At 32.6% G+C, this 16527-nt stretch carries 12 protein-coding genes; 7 read left to right on the top strand and 5 right to left on the bottom strand.

Going from position 1 to position 16527, the window contains the following annotated elements; translation table 11 throughout:
- The first annotated feature begins 262 nt into the window (after positions 1-262).
- Together Q4Q34_RS18110 and bshA are read left to right on the top strand one after the other, a co-directional pair.
- Positions 263-3181, top strand: coding sequence for a glycoside hydrolase family 3 N-terminal domain-containing protein (locus Q4Q34_RS18110; protein ID WP_303317828.1), 2919 nt, complete (start codon positions 263-265; stop codon positions 3179-3181).
- Positions 3182-3274: 93 nt separating this feature from the next.
- Entirely contained in the window at positions 3275-4411 is a 1137-nt protein-coding gene (gene bshA, locus Q4Q34_RS18105) for an N-acetyl-alpha-D-glucosaminyl L-malate synthase BshA (protein WP_303317827.1), read from the top strand.
- 60 nt (positions 4412-4471) lie between these two features.
- Here the strand turns inward: bshA and Q4Q34_RS18100 are convergent, their stop codons facing one another.
- Positions 4472-4963: a hypothetical protein gene (locus tag Q4Q34_RS18100; protein WP_303317826.1), complete on the bottom strand. Its 492-nt coding sequence runs from the start codon at positions 4961-4963 to the stop codon at positions 4472-4474.
- 159 nt (positions 4964-5122) lie between these two features.
- On the opposite strand from Q4Q34_RS18100, the gene Q4Q34_RS18095 reads away from it, so the two are divergent.
- Positions 5123-8059: an FAD-binding and (Fe-S)-binding domain-containing protein gene (locus Q4Q34_RS18095; protein WP_408611490.1), complete on the top strand. Its 2937-nt coding sequence runs from the start codon at positions 5123-5125 to the stop codon at positions 8057-8059.
- A 155-nt stretch (positions 8060-8214) separates the two neighbouring features.
- Here the strand turns inward: Q4Q34_RS18095 and Q4Q34_RS18090 are convergent, their stop codons facing one another.
- The 4 genes from Q4Q34_RS18090 to Q4Q34_RS18075 all read right to left on the bottom strand — a co-directional run bounded on the left by Q4Q34_RS18090 (position 8215) and on the right by Q4Q34_RS18075 (position 11291).
- Positions 8215-9324, bottom strand: a complete 1110-nt coding sequence (locus Q4Q34_RS18090; RefSeq protein ID WP_303317824.1) for a DNA alkylation repair protein — start codon at positions 9322-9324, stop codon at positions 8215-8217.
- Between the two features lie 33 nt (positions 9325-9357).
- Positions 9358-9573, bottom strand: coding sequence for a hypothetical protein (locus Q4Q34_RS18085; RefSeq protein WP_303317823.1), 216 nt, complete (start codon positions 9571-9573; stop codon positions 9358-9360).
- A 78-nt stretch (positions 9574-9651) separates the two neighbouring features.
- On the bottom strand, positions 9652-10341 hold the full coding sequence (locus tag Q4Q34_RS18080) for a helix-turn-helix transcriptional regulator (protein WP_303317822.1): 690 nt from the start codon (positions 10339-10341) through the stop codon (positions 9652-9654).
- A 98-nt stretch (positions 10342-10439) separates the two neighbouring features.
- On the bottom strand, positions 10440-11291 hold the full coding sequence (locus tag Q4Q34_RS18075; RefSeq protein WP_303317821.1) for a UDP-2,3-diacylglucosamine diphosphatase: 852 nt from the start codon (positions 11289-11291) through the stop codon (positions 10440-10442).
- Between the two features lie 313 nt (positions 11292-11604).
- Between Q4Q34_RS18075 and aroC the strand changes: the two genes are divergently transcribed.
- The 4 genes from aroC to Q4Q34_RS18055 all read left to right on the top strand — a co-directional run bounded on the left by aroC (position 11605) and on the right by Q4Q34_RS18055 (position 16525).
- Positions 11605-12666, top strand: a complete 1062-nt coding sequence (gene aroC / locus Q4Q34_RS18070) for a chorismate synthase (protein WP_303317820.1) — start codon at positions 11605-11607, stop codon at positions 12664-12666.
- Positions 12667-13130: 464 nt separating this feature from the next.
- Positions 13131-14453: a dicarboxylate/amino acid:cation symporter gene (locus tag Q4Q34_RS18065; protein WP_303317819.1), complete on the top strand. Its 1323-nt coding sequence runs from the start codon at positions 13131-13133 to the stop codon at positions 14451-14453.
- 47 nt (positions 14454-14500) lie between these two features.
- Entirely contained in the window at positions 14501-15541 is a 1041-nt protein-coding gene (gene gshB / locus Q4Q34_RS18060; RefSeq protein WP_303317818.1) for a glutathione synthase, read from the top strand.
- Positions 15542-15703: 162 nt separating this feature from the next.
- The gene (locus Q4Q34_RS18055) at positions 15704-16525 is read left to right on the top strand and encodes a sulfurtransferase (RefSeq protein ID WP_303317817.1); all 822 of its coding nucleotides are present in this window, start codon (positions 15704-15706) and stop codon (positions 16523-16525) included.
- The last annotated feature ends 2 nt before the right edge of the window (positions 16526-16527 follow it).

Raw genomic sequence — 16527 nt, 5'->3', positions numbered from 1 at the left:
CTTGATCTCAGAATAAAGAATAAACACTTTAGTTTATAAAATATAGTCTTCATAACAGTTATATTTAAAACCTAGTTTTGAGTTCAAATAAGGCGTGTAAGTTATTGTTTACAAAGACTAATTTTGCTACGTTTTAAAATAGTAGATTACTATTTCTTTAAAAAACTCTCTAAAAGTCTTTTTATCTTCTCTTTAAAAGTGTTAATTTGGCATTATTGTAAGTGACAAATTAATTACTATAAAGCCTCTAATTCATTCTTTTATGCGCCGTGTTTTTTATATAATAACCTTTCTTTTTACAATTTTACCTACGTTTAGTCAAACAACTAAAAACCCTTTATTAGCCGAAGATTTAGAAGCTCAAAAAAAATGGGTAGATAGTATTTATGAATCCATGACTTTAGCTGAGAAAGTAGGACAATTATTTATGGTGCAAGTCATGTCCGATCAAGACGCTGCTTCAAAAAACAAAATTGTTAAACTAATTAAAGATTATCATATAGGCGGTTTAATTTATTCAAATGGAGGTCCAGTTAGACAAGCAAAATTGAATAATGAATTACAATCGTTTTCCAAAACACCATTATTAGTTGGAATGGATGCGGAATGGGGGCTAAGTATGCGTTTAGATTCCACTTACTCATTTCCATGGAATATGACGCTTGGAGCTATAAAAGATAACGATCTTATAGAGCAAACAGGAAGAAAGATAGGAGAACACTGTAAGCGTTTAGGGGTTCATTTTAATTTCGCTCCAGTTGTAGATATTAATACAAATCCTAAAAATCCAATAATAGGCAATCGATCTTTTGGCGAAGATAGAGATAATGTAACCGAAAAAGCATCTGCTTTTATGAAGGGTATGCAAGCGGCTGGTGTTTTGGCTAACGCAAAGCATTTTCCAGGCCATGGAGATACAGACCAAGACTCACACGAAACATTACCAACTATAAATTTTAATGAAAAACGTATTGATTCCATAGAGTTATACCCGTATAAAAAGCTTATTAAAGAAGGATTATCTAGTGTTATGGTAGCACACTTAAATGTGCCTAGTTTAGAATCCCGGCCAGGGTATCCTTCATCATTATCAAAGCATATTGTTACAGATATTTTAAAAGATTCTTTAGGTTTTCAAGGACTTATATTTACCGATGCGCTTACCATGAAAGGCGCTTCAGACTTTAGTGAAACGGGAGATATAGATTTAGCTGCCTTTAATGCCGGGAACGATGTCATGTTAATGTCTGAAGATGTTGGTATAGGAGCCTCTAAAATTATAGAAGCCTGCAATAAAGGAGATATAACAGAAGAACGTTTGGCGCATTCGGTTAAAAAGATATTACAAGCAAAATATAAAGTAGGATTGTACGATTATGAACCTATAGGTCTATATCATTTAACAAAAGATTTGAATAGGTTAGAAGATGATATTTTATATGAAGAATTGATTGAAAATGCGATTACCGTTGTGAAAAATGATAAGCATTTTGTGCCTTTAAGGGAATTGGAAACTAAAACGATTGCCTATGTGAATTTAGGTGATGATAGTGGTTCTACATTTTTTAACGAATTAAAAAAATATACAAAAGTACATCATGTTGAGGCAGAAAAATTAAATGATTTAAGTAAAAAACTTCGCGTATATAACACCGTAATTATTGGTTTGCATCGCTCTAATGATAGTCCATGGAAGGCATATCAATTTACCAAAAAGGAATTAGATTGGCTACAAGAAATAGCTCAGACCCATACTGTTATTTTAGATGCTTTTGTTAAACCTTATGCCCTTTCAGATTTAGAGAGTATTGAGAATATAGAGAGCATAGTCGTCAGTTATCAAAATAGCGAGATAGCACAGCAAAAATCGGCACAACTCATTTTTGGAGCTATTCCAGCCAAAGGGCATTTACCAGTATCAATTGGAACATTTTTTAATGAAGGCGACGGCTTCAATATTAATGCCATTAAAAGGTTAGGATATACAATTCCAGAACGTGTCGGTATGAGTTCCCAGAAGTTAAAACGATTAGATTCCATTGCACAACATGCAGTCAATCATAAAATGACACCAGGAATTCAATTATTGGTAGCAAGAAAAGGACAAGTGATATATAATAAGAATTTTGGAAAACATACTTACAATGCAAAAAATAAGGTGCAATTTGATGATATTTACGATGTCGCATCCTTAACGAAAATATTAGCTACGTTGCCATTGTTAATGGAATTAGAAGAGGATGGTATTGTATCATTAAATAGCAAACTTTCAAAAATATTGCCAGAGTATAAAGGCTCAAATAAAGAGGATATAACAATAAAAAGCATGTTATCTCATTATGCCAGATTAAGGCCATGGGAACCATTTTATTATCATACTTTAGATACCGTTACAAAACGACCAAGCAAAAAATATTATAGAGGAAAAAGAACCAATAAATTCAATATAGAAGTCACTAAAAATTTATACTTAAGATCTGATTATAAGGATTCTATAAATGGTATTATTAAGGACTCAGAATTATTAACAACACTAAGATATAGGTATAGTGACTTTCCATATTATATTTTAAAGAAATTTATAGAGGGGCATTACGACAAAACACTAGATAAATTAGTGCAAGACCATTTTTATCAGTCATTAGGAGCTAATAATACATTGTATAACCCATACTATAAAATAAGTAGTAAGAAAATTGTACCTACAGAAGTAGACGATTATTATAGACACCAAAAGGTGCATGGTTTTGTTCATGATATGGGAGCAGCTATGCAAAATGGTGTTGGAGGGCATGCAGGTATTTTTAGTAATGCCAATGATGTAGCAAAAATTTTGCAAATGTATTTGCAAAAAGGGTTTTATGGAGGTAAGCGTTATTTAAAAGCAGAAACTATAGATAAGTTCAATACATGTTATTATTGTAGCAAAGGAAATAGAAGAGGTGTTGGTTTTGATAAGCCACAATTAGGAGAGGAAGGACCAACATGTGGTTGTATATCTATGACAAGCTTTGGACATTCAGGTTTTACAGGAACCTATGCTTGGGCAGATCCAGAAGAAGAAATCGTATATATCTTCTTAGCAAATAGAACATATCCTAAAGCAGGGAAAAATTTGTTGCTAAGAGAAAATATTAGAACCGAAATACAACGCTTGATTTACGAAGCGATAATTGAATAATTACGCAAGGTTCTTAAAACCTTATAAGAACAAAATTTAGATTAACAAAAATTAGATTCCCACTTTCGTGGGAATAAAAAAAATAAAATTTCAATGAAAATAGGAATTGTTTGCTATCCAACATTTGGAGGAAGTGGGGTTGTCGCCACAGAACTGGGTTTGGAATTATCTAAAAGAGGACACCAAGTTCACTTCATTACTTACAAACAACCAGTACGGTTGGAATTGTTAAGTAACAATGTGCATTACCATGAGGTAAACGTTCCGGAATATCCGTTGTTTCATTATCAGCCCTATGAGCTCGCTTTGTCCAGTAAATTAGTAGACATGGTAAAGCTTCATAAAATAGAAATTTTACATGTTCATTATGCTATTCCGCATGCTTATGCTGCCTATATGGCTAAGAAAATGTTACAAGAAGAAGGTATTTATGTGCCTATAGTAACAACATTACACGGAACCGACATTACACTTGTAGGAAGTCATCCATTTTATAAATCGGCAGTCACATTTAGTATTAATAAATCAGATGCAGTAACAGCAGTATCAAAAAGTTTAAAAGACGATACACTGAGGCTATTTAATATTAAAAATGATATTCATGTTGTTCCAAACTTTATTGATTTAGATAAATATAAACATGATTTTACTGACTGCCAACGTGGTATGATGGCAGACGATCACGAAAGAATAATCACGCACATTAGTAATTTACGTCCTGTAAAACGTGCTCAGGATGTTATTTCTGTTTTTTATAACATTCAAAAAGAAATACCAGCTAAATTAATGCTGGTTGGAGAAGGACCAGAGCGTGAAAAAATAGAGCGCCGTTGCCAAGAACTAGGTATTTTGGACCAAGTTATTTTCTTTGGAAAAAGTAACGAAATAGATAAAATACTATGCTTTAGTGATTTGTTTTTACTGCCTTCTCAAACGGAGAGCTTCGGATTGGCTGCGTTAGAAGCTATGGCATCTCACGTACCCGTTATATCTAGTAATACAGGCGGGATTCCTGAAGTAAATGCGCATGGTTTGTCTGGGTTTTTAAGCAATGTAGGAGATGTAGAAGATATGACAAGGAATGCTCTTCATATCTTAAGTGATGAAAAAAGGTTGCAATCTTTTAAGGATAAAGCAAGAAAAGAAGCTTTAAAATTCGATTTACACACCATAGTACCTCAGTATGAAGCTATTTATGAAGATACTTTAACTAAGTGCCTTGTGTTATAAAAAACATATATAAAAAAAGTGCCTATTTATGGCACTTTTTTTATATATGTTTTTTATAGTTTAGAACTGATAGCGAATACTGAAAGCGATATCAAAATCTAAGTCATCATTATCATAAGCATCATCACCAAAACCAATTTCTGGTCTGGCGTCTAATGAAATCAATAATGGAATTTCAAAATTATATTCAATACCAATATCACCAGCAGCAAAAATAAATGTATCAGATACATCTCTTCCACCAGGGAGATCAATACTATAAGAACCAAAACCACCACCGGCACCAGCATACCAATTAAAAGAGCCATCTAGAGGAAATATCCATTGATACAATCCAGCAAGTTTAAAACCATCATAGTTTTTTCCATCTCTCCAGCCAAAGTCTATTTCTAACCTATTACTTTCTCCTAGAGCACGTTGATAAGATACTTCAGCACCTAAACCATCGCTATCCCCTAATCGTAACCCTATAGCATTATCTGAAATGCTTTGAGCGTTTGAAATAAAAGTGAATCCAAAAATGGCAACTGACAATAAAAGTAATTTCTTCATAAGTTTAAAAGTTTAATTTGATTAATGATATATGATTGATATACGGTATTTTTAATTAAAAAGATTATTCTATTAAGATTTGATCGGTTAAACAAAAATAACGCCAAAATTGTATTTATATTTAACATCTTTTTAGATTTATAAACATATTTATTAAACATGGTGTTGAGTCCACATTTTCAAGGATTAAAAGATAAGCTTTCTGGTGAGCTATATTATGACGATTTAATAAAATCAATATATGCAACAGATGCTTCCGTGTATAGAATATTACCATTGGCAGTTGCATACCCCAAAGACAAAGAAGATATAAGGCTTTTAATAACCTTTGCTAAAACTCACAAGACGTCTTTAATCCCAAGAACGGCGGGAACATCGCTTGCAGGGCAATGCGTAGGTGAGGGGATTGTGGTAGATGTATCTAAATATTTCACAAAGATTATAGATCTTGATGAAAAGGCGCAAACTGTTACTGTTCAACCCGGTGTAGTACGCGATAAATTAAATAACTATTTAAAACCTTTTGGTTTATTTTTTGGACCAAACACATCTACTTCTAATAGATGTATGATAGGAGGTATGGTCGGAAATAACTCATCAGGAACCACATCAATACAATATGGGGTGACACGTGACAAAGTTCTGGAATTACAAACAGTTTTAAGTGATGGGAGCGATGTTGTTTTTGGAGAAATATCTTCAGACGAATTCATTAATAAGACAAAAGAACAGTCATTAGAAGGCCATATTTATAAAACGATACATTCAGAACTCATTTCTGAAACGGCTCAAAAGACGATTGTTGACCATTTTCCAAATCCAGACATTCACCGAAGAAATACAGGGTATGCTATAGATGAATTAATAAAATCCGAAGTATTTACAGATACTTCAGAAAAATTCAATATGTGTAAATTACTTTCGGGAAGTGAAGGAACATTGGCTTTTACTACACAAATCACTTTAAAATTAGATAAACTACCACCACAAGAAGGGATTATGGTAGCGGCGCATTTTAATAGCATAGAAAGCTGCTTAAAAGCCGTTGAGCCTGTTATGAAGCATAATTTGTACACTTGTGAAATGATGGATAAAACCATTTTAGATTGTACAAAACACAATAAAACACAACAAGAAAATAGACGTTTTATTGAGGGAGATCCCAAAGCTATTTTAATGTGTGAAGTTAGGGCAGATAATAAAAACGATGCAGAAGTTCTAGTAAAAAACTTATTGGAAGATATAGAATCTTCTGGTTTAAGTTATACATTCCCAACGCTTAAAGGAGATAACATTAACAAAGCAAATAATTTACGAAGTGCAGGGTTAGGGCTTTTAGGGAACATTGTTGGCGATAAAAAAGGTGTTGCTTGCATTGAAGATACGGCAGTGGCACTGCCAGATTTATCTAACTATATTATGGATTTTGCAAAACTCATGGCAGGCTATAATCAAGAAGCCATATACTATGCCCATGCAGGAGCCGGGGAAATTCATTTGCGTCCAATTTTAGATTTAAAAAAGCAAACTGACGTAGCGTTGTTTAGAAAAATAACAACAGATGTCGCTCATTTGGTGAAATCTTACAAAGGCTCAATGAGTGGAGAGCATGGCGATGGTATAGTGCGTTCTGAGTTTATATCCATGATGATTGGAGCTGATAACTATGAGATATTAAAACGAATAAAAGCAGCATTCGATCCTGATACCATTTTTAATCCAGGTAAGATTATAGATGCACTCCCCATGGATGCCTCGTTGCGTTATATTTCCAACAGAGAAGAACCAGAAATAGAAACGCTACTTGATTTTTCAAAATCTCAGGGTATATTAAGAGAAACTGAAAAGTGTAATGGCTCTGGAGACTGTAGAAAGCTTCCTGAATTTGGAGGGACCATGTGTCCTAGTTATCGCGCCACTAGAGATGAAAAAGACACAACACGAGCAAGAGCCAATGCATTACGTGAGTTTTTAACGAATTCAGATAAAGCAAATCGGTTTAATCATAAAGAACTAAAGGCGGTTTTCGATTTATGTTTAAGTTGTAAAGCCTGTGCTAGCGAATGTCCTAGTAGTGTTGATGTTGCAAGTTTAAAAGCCGAATTTCAATATCAATACCAAAAAGAAAATGGGGTGTCATTGCGGACAAAACTATTTGCTTATAATAATAAGTTAAACAGTTTAGGAAGTAAATTGCCTAGGCTTACTAATTTTATATTCTCTAATGGGGCAACATCCGCTATTTTAAAGCAATCTTTTGGAATTGCTAAAAGCAGAGAACTACCGCTAATTTCTAAACGTAGTTTGAAGGCTTATTACAATACGTTTAAAATAAAAAGACGTAGAGGTAATTATATTAAAAAAGTGTATTTGTTTAATGATGAGTTTACCAATTATTTAGATACTAAGATTGGGGTAGACGCATTAGAACTTTTAAAGCGTTTAAATTACTTTGTAGAAATTATTGATAATGTAGAGTCCGGACGCGCTTTTTTATCAAAAGGATTACTAGAACAAGCCAAAGATTTTGCTAACAAAAATGTTGATGTTTTTAAAGGTAAGGTTTCAGAAGATACACCATTATTAGGAATTGAGCCATCAGCTATTTTAACTTTTAAAGATGAATATTTAAAATTAGCTGACGATAAGGCCTCTGCAGAAAGCATAGCAAAATCCACTTTTCTAATAGAAGAATTTATTCAGCAAGAAATAGCGTTGGGGCATATAACCCAAGAGCAATTTACACTAGAGGAAAGAACGATTAAGTTTCACGGCCATTGCCACCAGAAGGCGATGAGTAATCAATTATCTAGTTTTGCTGTTTTAAACTTACCAAAAAATTATAAAGTAACTATTATGTCTAGTGGTTGTTGTGGTATGGCGGGAAGTTTTGGTTATGAAAAAGAACATTATGATGTGAGCATGCAAATAGGGGAACAAACGCTTTTTCCTGCCGTTAGAAAAGCGCCCAAGGATGTTATTATTGCAGCAAATGGGACTAGTTGCAGGCATCAAATAAAAGATGGCACACAACGAGAAGCCAAACACCCCATTACTATTTTAAAAGAAGCGTTGATTAATGTGACTTCAATATGATATTTTAGCTGTTAACTATTGTCATTCCTGCGAAGGCACACTAGTGTCCGGTTTATTATTATAAGTATTCAATTTTGATTAAGTAGAGTTAATAATTTTTTCAATAACAACCTAATGTAATAGATATTAAACCGAAAAGATACATTAGCCTTTAGTTATTGAATAAGCTCAAAATCTAATATGGTATCCATTTCTTTTCCATTTACAATTATAGAAACCTGGTGTTTCCCAATATGGAATTTACGGGTTGTGATAAGCTTAAATGATTGTTTTCTGTGAATACTTGTAGTTGAGTTTTCTGAATATGTCTTCTCACTTATTTTAAAAACCTTTTTAGATAGTGTACCATTCGCTTTTTGATAGTATAGCCCATATTCTAATCGAATTTTAGAGGCGTTCTTATTAGTGTTTACAAGTTTAAAAGCAAATTCTACAGAATCTCCAATTTTAACTTCCGGTGTGAGGATTTTAAAATCAGTCACCATTATTTTGTTAATAGCTCCAAAACCAAATAATGTCATCACTTCTGCATTTCCTTGTTTTAAAAGTGTTCTACTGGCATGTTTAATTAACCAATCGGTTTCTTTGGTTTTTCCTTCCCATTTTTTAACAAGAGATATAACTATTTCTGGGTTGTCTTTTGAGATGTCGTTTAAATTATTAGCAACACTTCTTCTCACGTATTCCGATGGGTCGTTTTTTAATTTTTTAAGAATAGGAATAATAGGAGCAGGATTATTTTTTAGATATGGAATAGCCATAGCCCAAGGGAGTCTTGGTCTACAGCCTTCTGTAGTTAGTCGTCTCACTGAGCTATGTTTGTGATTAGACCAGAGTGCCATCTGTTGTATCATCTGGTCTTGGTATTTTATTATAAAAGGTCTAACTGCAAATTCGCAACTCACAAATTGTGTAATCTCTTCAAAAGCATTTATTGATGTTTCGTAATGCTCTAAACCATAAATTTCTATAAAGTCCGGGAAAAAGATGAACTCTAAATTATCTGGTTTAAAACCATTTTTTTCTAATATAGGAATAAGTTTTAATATAATCTCGACATTTTTATTAAAATCATCTGACAAATGATCTTTAAACGCAAGAGTTATATGTCGCATCCGCTGTTTTAGCTCTCTATTTTCCCATTCGGTATCATATATTGCATTTAAAAAAGAAGTTTTGTTGAATACTGGTTCAACTTCTAAAACAGAAGAGATAAAGCGATCAAAGAATGTTGTATTGTATATATTTTTTAATAATTCTGCCATTTTACTTTTTACTTAGAAATTTTTTTAGAGATACTAAGCTAAATCTTGACAATAAACATTAATCTTATTTAGCAAATCTATAATATTAGATTCTAATATATCTCCAGAAGTTTCTACTCTTAAAACATTATCAATATCTTCCATATCAACAGACCAATGATTTATTTCGGGAACTTGGGCAAAAGAATTGTTTATTGATGCTAGTTTATGAGTATTATCTATGTCTGTTTTAAATACTAGTATATTCATTTTTAGTTTTTATTTCTGTAATTTATTTTATAAATTAATAATAGAACAAAAATAAAATGGAGGGGTGACAGCTGTATGTCAACTAGATTCTATAAATCTGCTAAAATATTTTAAAAGGCTGAAATCTTCTTGGTAATCAAAGGTTTGGAGTGTCGAATTTATTTTTAAAATTCTATCTAATCTAAATTCTCTGGTTTCATTTCTTAATTTACAATGGGCGATCATTATCCAGGCTTTATCTGTATAATAAACACCTAAAGGTTCAACGTTTCTTAATGTCTGTTCATCTTTATAAATCGAGTGATAAACTATTTCCAATACCCTTGCATTAGTAATTGATTTTTGAATTAATGAAAGCCAATTACTTTCAAATGCATTTTTCCGATAGGATGGGATTATTCTGTTTTCTAATTTGGCTACATTTTCTTTTTCAAGGCTTCTTAACACCGATTTAATTTTTATAAGTACCGAATTGAAATCTTTTGTAAGCGACTTGTCTCCCTGGTTAGAAATAAGTTTTTCAGAAACAATTAATGCGTTAGCCTCTTCTTCTGTAATCATTATAGGAGGTAGTGAGTACCCATCAACAATAAAATAACCAACTCCATTTTCTGAACCAATTGGAACGCCTGCTTCCTGAAGTGTTTTAATATCTCGATAAACAGTTCGTAAACTAATTTCAAATCTATCTGCAATCTCTTTAGCAGTTACGACCTTCTTAGATTGTAATTGAATAAGAATTGAAGTTATTCTGGTTAGTCTGTTCATTAAGTTAGGGATCAGTTATTATAGATTAGCTAACAAAATTAACGGAATTTTATAGTAAAAAAAAGAATTTAGTATTACAGTAGTTTATAGTAAAGAAATTATTTAATCTTTTTATTTTCACGTTGCTCAACTATGGTAATAGCAGCGATTAAATCTTTAACTTCCATGTTTTCTATGTCTTCATCAACATAAAAAGGAGCAAACTTGTCTTTATTGTAATTGTATATTTTCCAGCGCTTAAATTGATACTCAAGAGCTGTGAAGTTTTCAACCCAATCGCCAGAGTTTAAATACATGGTCTTACCATGTTTATTTTCTTTATACTCCATTTTAGGTTGGTGAATATGTCCACAAACCACATAATCATAACCATTTTCAATAGCTAAATCAGAAATAACTTCTTCGTAATCATTTATATACTTTATAGCACCTTTGACACCATTCTTTACCTTTTTAGATAAGGAGTAACGTTCTTTTCCGCGTTTTTCCAAGTACCAGTTAACTATGCGGTTAAGAAGGGTTAGTAAATCGTATCCGTACCCCCCTAATTTAGCAAGCCATTTTGCATTTTGTATAGAAACATCAAATACATCGCCATGAAAAAACCATGCTTTTTTGCCATTTAGTTCTAAAACAAGTTTATCAACAATAGAAATTTTACCAATCGTTGTATTGCTAAATTTTCGTAACATTTCGTCATGGTTTCCAGTAATGTAAATAACATCAACACCATCAGAAGCCATATCCATAATTTTCTTGATAACTTTTAAGTGAGATTTAGGAAAATAGCGTTTGCTAAATTGCCAAATATCAATAATATCCCCATTTAAGACCAATTTCTTTGGTTCAATACTATTTAAATAGGTTAGAAGATGCTTGGCATGGCAACCATAAGTTCCTAGATGAACATCTGAGATTACTGCGATTTCTATTTTGCGTTTTATTTTCAATAAATAGTTGTGTTTTATTTCTTTACAAATTACCAGTTTTTATATTATGTAAATATTACCTTATAATTATTTAATTATGAGTATTATGTTAAACAGATGTTAGTTTGTTACAATAAATTACTCGTGGAAATTATCATACACATGTTTGTGCTGAACTTGTTTGCGTAGAACTTGTTTTAGTATTTTAGTAAAACTAGGAATCTAAAATAAAGGGGTTCGTGCTATAAATTTATGGACATAAAAAATACTATTATGACTTGATATTAGGGCACGTGATTTCTAAAAAAGCTTTATTTTAGCAAAAAAATTACTTATGTCAGGCAATTCCTTTGGAAAACTATTTAATTTAACAACTTATGGAGAATCTCATGGACCAGCTTTAGGTGGAGTTATTGATGGTTGCCCACCAGGAATCGAATTGGATATAGAAGCCATTCAAAATGAATTAAATAGAAGGAAACCTGGTCAATCGGCTATCGTTACACAACGTAAAGAACCAGATACTGTTAAATTTCATTCAGGAATTTTTGAAGGAAAAACAACAGGTACTTCCATTGGTTTTGTTATAGAAAATACCAATCAGAAATCCCACGATTATACCCATATAAAAGATAGTTATAGACCAAGTCATGCGGATTATGTGTATGACAAAAAATATGGTTTTAGAGACTATCGTGGTGGTGGACGAAGTTCTGCAAGAGAAACGGCTTGTCGTGTAGTTGCAGGAGCCATTGCAAAGCAAATGTTAAAAGGTATTGAAATTACGGCTTATGTTTCTGGTGTAGGCACTATGAAATTAAATAAACCTTATACCGAATTAGACTTAACAAAAACAGAATCAAATATTGTAAGATGTCCAGATCAGGCTATGGCAGCCAATATGGAAACTTACATAAAGGAAGTACGAAGTAAAGGAGATACCGTAGGGGGTATTGTTAGTTGTGTGATTAAAAATGTACCAGTTGGTTTAGGAGAACCGGTATTTGACAAATTACATGCAGAGCTTGGTAAAGCGATGCTTTCTATTAATGCTGTAAAAGGATTTGAGTACGGTAGCGGTTTTGAAGGTAGTACAATGTATGGTAGCGACCATAATGATGCGTTTAATAACGGTGGTACAACCAAAACTAATTTTTCGGGAGGTATTCAAGGTGGCATCAGCAATGGTATGGATATTTATTTTAATGTAGCATTTAAACCTGTAGCAACACTTATTCAAAAATACGAAACTATAGATAAAGCAGGTAATACTGTAGAAATGCAAGGAAAAGGACGTCATGATCCATGTGTGGTTCCTAGAGCGGTTCCCATTGTAGAAGCTATGGCAGCCTTGGTTTTAGCCGACTTTCATTTGATTAATAAAATGTATAGCTAGTTAGTTATTATTTTTTACTAAAAGTTAAGTTTACGCGAAGTTAAGATCGTATTTCTGAAGAAAATTAATTCTTTAGCTCTACTAATATGCCTTTATTTACAGCAAATATAAAGATGGTCGATGCATTCTTACAATGAATTTTGTCGAATAATTGAGGTATGATAAAAAGTAGTACTGTAAAATGATATAGAACTAAGCTATTTATCTAGCGCTCTGTTTATGCTATTTTATAAATTGGTGTCCTGATGTTATCTACGAAGCTGATTTTGTTTCAAAATATTAGGATTCAATTAATCTCAATGTAATAATTATTTGTTTTAGTTGAAATAATTTTAGTAGCATTGTAAAATCAAATTAGCACTAAAATCAGAAAAAAATACAAATAGCTAGTATCCTTAAGGCCATACTACTCTTAGCACATTAAAAATAGTTATATTAGACACTCTAAAAAGATCAATTAGTACATGAAAAAACTAGCATTACATTGGAAGATTATTATAGGAATGATTCTTGGAATCATTTTTGGTTTTATTATGAATTCCGTTGGAGGGAAAGACTTTGTAAGTGATTGGATTTCACCTTTTGGAACCATTTTTATAAACTTGCTTAAGCTTATTGCAGTACCATTAATCTTAGCGTCTTTAATAAAAGGAATTTCAGACTTAAAAGATATTTCTAAAATTAAAACCATGGGGTTACGTACCATAGGTATTTACATAACAACAACATTAGTAGCTATAATTATAGGGTTAAGTATTGTAAATATGGTAAAACCTGGTGATGGGATGTCTCAAAATACCATTGAAAAGATCAAGTCTAAATATGCAAATGATGCAGGTGTGGCCGACAAGCTTACAAAAGCAACTGCACAAAAAGATGCTGGTCCTCTACGGGCATTAGTCGATATTTTTCCAAGTAATATATTTAAAGCATTAGGAAACGCAAAAATGCTTCAAGTTATTTTCTTTGCCTTATTTGTTGGTATTTGTTTATTGTTAATTCCAGAAGAAAAAGCAAAACCCTTAGTGGATTTTTTCGATTCGTTGAATGAAGTCGTTATGAAAATGGTTGATTTAATTATGCTTTTTGCACCTTATGCCGTGTTTGCTTTAATGGCAAACGTTATTATTGCCTTTGATGATACTGAAATACTTCTTAAGTTATTAAATTATGCCTTATGCGTTGTTGGGGGCTTAATTTTAATGATTGGTTTTTACCTTCTTTTAGTAAGTTTTTATACAAAAAAATCACCGTTGTGGTTTTTAAAAGAAATTAGTCCGGCACAACTGTTAGCCTTTTCTACAAGTAGTAGCGCTGCAACTTTACCTGTTACTATGGAACGTGTAGAAGAACATCTTGGAGTTGATAAGGAAGTATCTGGGTTTGTTTTACCAGTAGGTGCTACGGTTAATATGGACGGAACGAGTTTATATCAAGGTATTGCAGCCGTATTTATTATGCAGGTTATCTGGCCTGAGGGGTTAACGTTTACAAATCAATTGGTTATAATCGCAACAGCACTTTTGGCTTCTATTGGTAGTGCAGCTGTTCCTAGTGCTGGTATGGTGATGTTGGTTATAGTTTTAGAATCTATTGGTTTTCCAGCAGAATTATTACCTATAGGATTAGCACTTATTTTTGCTGTAGACAGACCTTTAGATATGTGTAGAACGGTTGTAAATGTAACAGGGGATGCTACTGTATCTATGATGGTTGCTAAATCTTTAGGAAAATTACACAAACCTCAACCTAAAGAATGGGATGATAATTATGAAAAAGTAAAATAATATATTTAACTTTAAGATTGAAAAATGATCCTAAAAAAAGAATAACGATGAATGTGTGTTTTATAATGTATCCGTGGGAAGAAATCGACCCTGAAAATGATACATCTCTAGCTTTAATTAAAGAATGTGTGAAGAGAAAACATGGTGTAGCGATATGTTCACCTGCTAATTTAACCATTCGAAATAGTGTAACGAACGCTTCGTGTATGGTGATAGGTAGGATGGAAAAAACACCTAGTTCCTTAAAATCATTTTATAATAAAGCAGAACTTCGAGAAGAAATGCTTCCGTTGGCAGGTTTTGATGTGATATTTTTTAGAGCAAACCCTCCTTTGGATCCTATTATGCTTAATTTTCTAGATTCTGTTAAAGATGATGTCTTTATTATGAATTCCTTAGAAGGCATGCGGGAAGCTAATAATAAATTATATACCGCTGCTTTTGGCGATGCGCATAGTAACATTATTCCAGCCACACACGTATCAAAAAGTAAAAAGTACTTAATACGTCAGATTAAAGAATCTACCGCAGATAAAATGATTTTAAAACCTCTAAACGGTTTTGGTGGTTCTGGTGTTATTTTAATTGAAAAGTCGGCGATGAGTAATATTAATTCATTATTAGATTTTTATATTAATAATAGTAGTAATGGTACGTCTAATTATGTGATTCTTCAAGATTATATAGAGGGAGCAGATGAAGGTGATGTACGTATTTTAATCTTAAATGGAGAGCCTGTAGGAGCTATGAAGCGTGTTCCGGGAACAGACGATCATCGTTCTAATGTTTCAGCAGGCGGTAGTGTGCAAAAGCACAGTTTGACTAAAGCAGAAAAAGCATTATGTAAGCAAATAGGTCCTAAATTGGTAAACGACGGATTGTATTTTGTCGGGATTGATGTTATTGGAGGTAAGTTAGTGGAAGTTAACGTTATGTCTCCGGGAGGTATTACATACATTAATAAAGTGTACAAGCTAAAAACCAAGATTGAAGAAAAAGTCATTGACTTTTTAGAAATGAAAGTTATAGATAAACTTCAAGCTTTTGATAGACGTACCAGACTTCGTAAAACAGTACAGGATGCGTAATAATATTCAGTATTCAGTTACAGTTAGCAGTCGCAGTGTTCTATTAATCTCTTTGTGAGAGAAATATACAGTACTATTATAACATAAAAAGTAGCTAACTCTTATTTAGATTAAAGAATAAAATAAAATTTTAGCATTATTGCCAGTTAAAGAAAGCTTCAAATGAATTCCAGTATTTCAATATCATCACCATTAGTATCTGTAGAATGGCTTCATAAAAACATAGAAGCTAATAATCTTATTATTCTGGACGGTACTATAAATAAAGTATTTGATACCACACAAGTCCAAATACCTAACTCTCGATTTTTTGATATTAAAAAGAAATTTAGTGATGTTAATGCACCGTTTCCTAGTACATTTCCAACAGAGGAGCATTTTCAAAGAGAAGCAAGGACTTTAGGTATAAATAAAGATAGTGCTATTGTGGTCTATGACGACAAAGGTATTTACTCAAGTGCTAGGGTTTGGTGGCTGTTTAAAGCTTTTGGCTATGATAACATTGCTGTTTTGAACGGTGGATTTCCTGCTTGGGAAAAAGCGAATTATGATATCGAAGCTATGAAAGAATATGATGGCAAATCAGGTGATTTTATAGCTAATTACAAACCGGAAAACATGACGTTTTTTAATGCCATGAAAGAGGCTTCAGAACATAAAACACATCGTATTATAGATGCACGCTCAGAGACAAGGTTTAAAGGTTTAGAACCAGAACCAAGAGCAGGTTTGCGAATGGGAACTATTCCTAATTCGGTGAATTTACCTTATACGAATCTATTAGATGCTGGTGAATTAAAATCTAGAGAAGCCATTGAAGCAGCTTTGAATGAAAAAGCCAATAAAGAAGATCCTATTATTTTTTCCTGTGGCTCGGGAATTACAGCATGTGTATTAGCTTTAGGAGCCAATATTTCTGGCTATAAAAATATATCCGTTTATGATGGTTCCTGGACCGAGTGGGGTAGTTTAGTTAATAAATAAAC

The sequence above is a fragment of the Flavivirga abyssicola genome (assembly GCF_030540775.2).
In the GTDB taxonomy this organism is placed as follows: Bacteria; Bacteroidota; Bacteroidia; order Flavobacteriales; family Flavobacteriaceae; genus Flavivirga; species Flavivirga abyssicola.
This window is presented reverse-complemented; position numbering and strand designations above follow the sequence as displayed.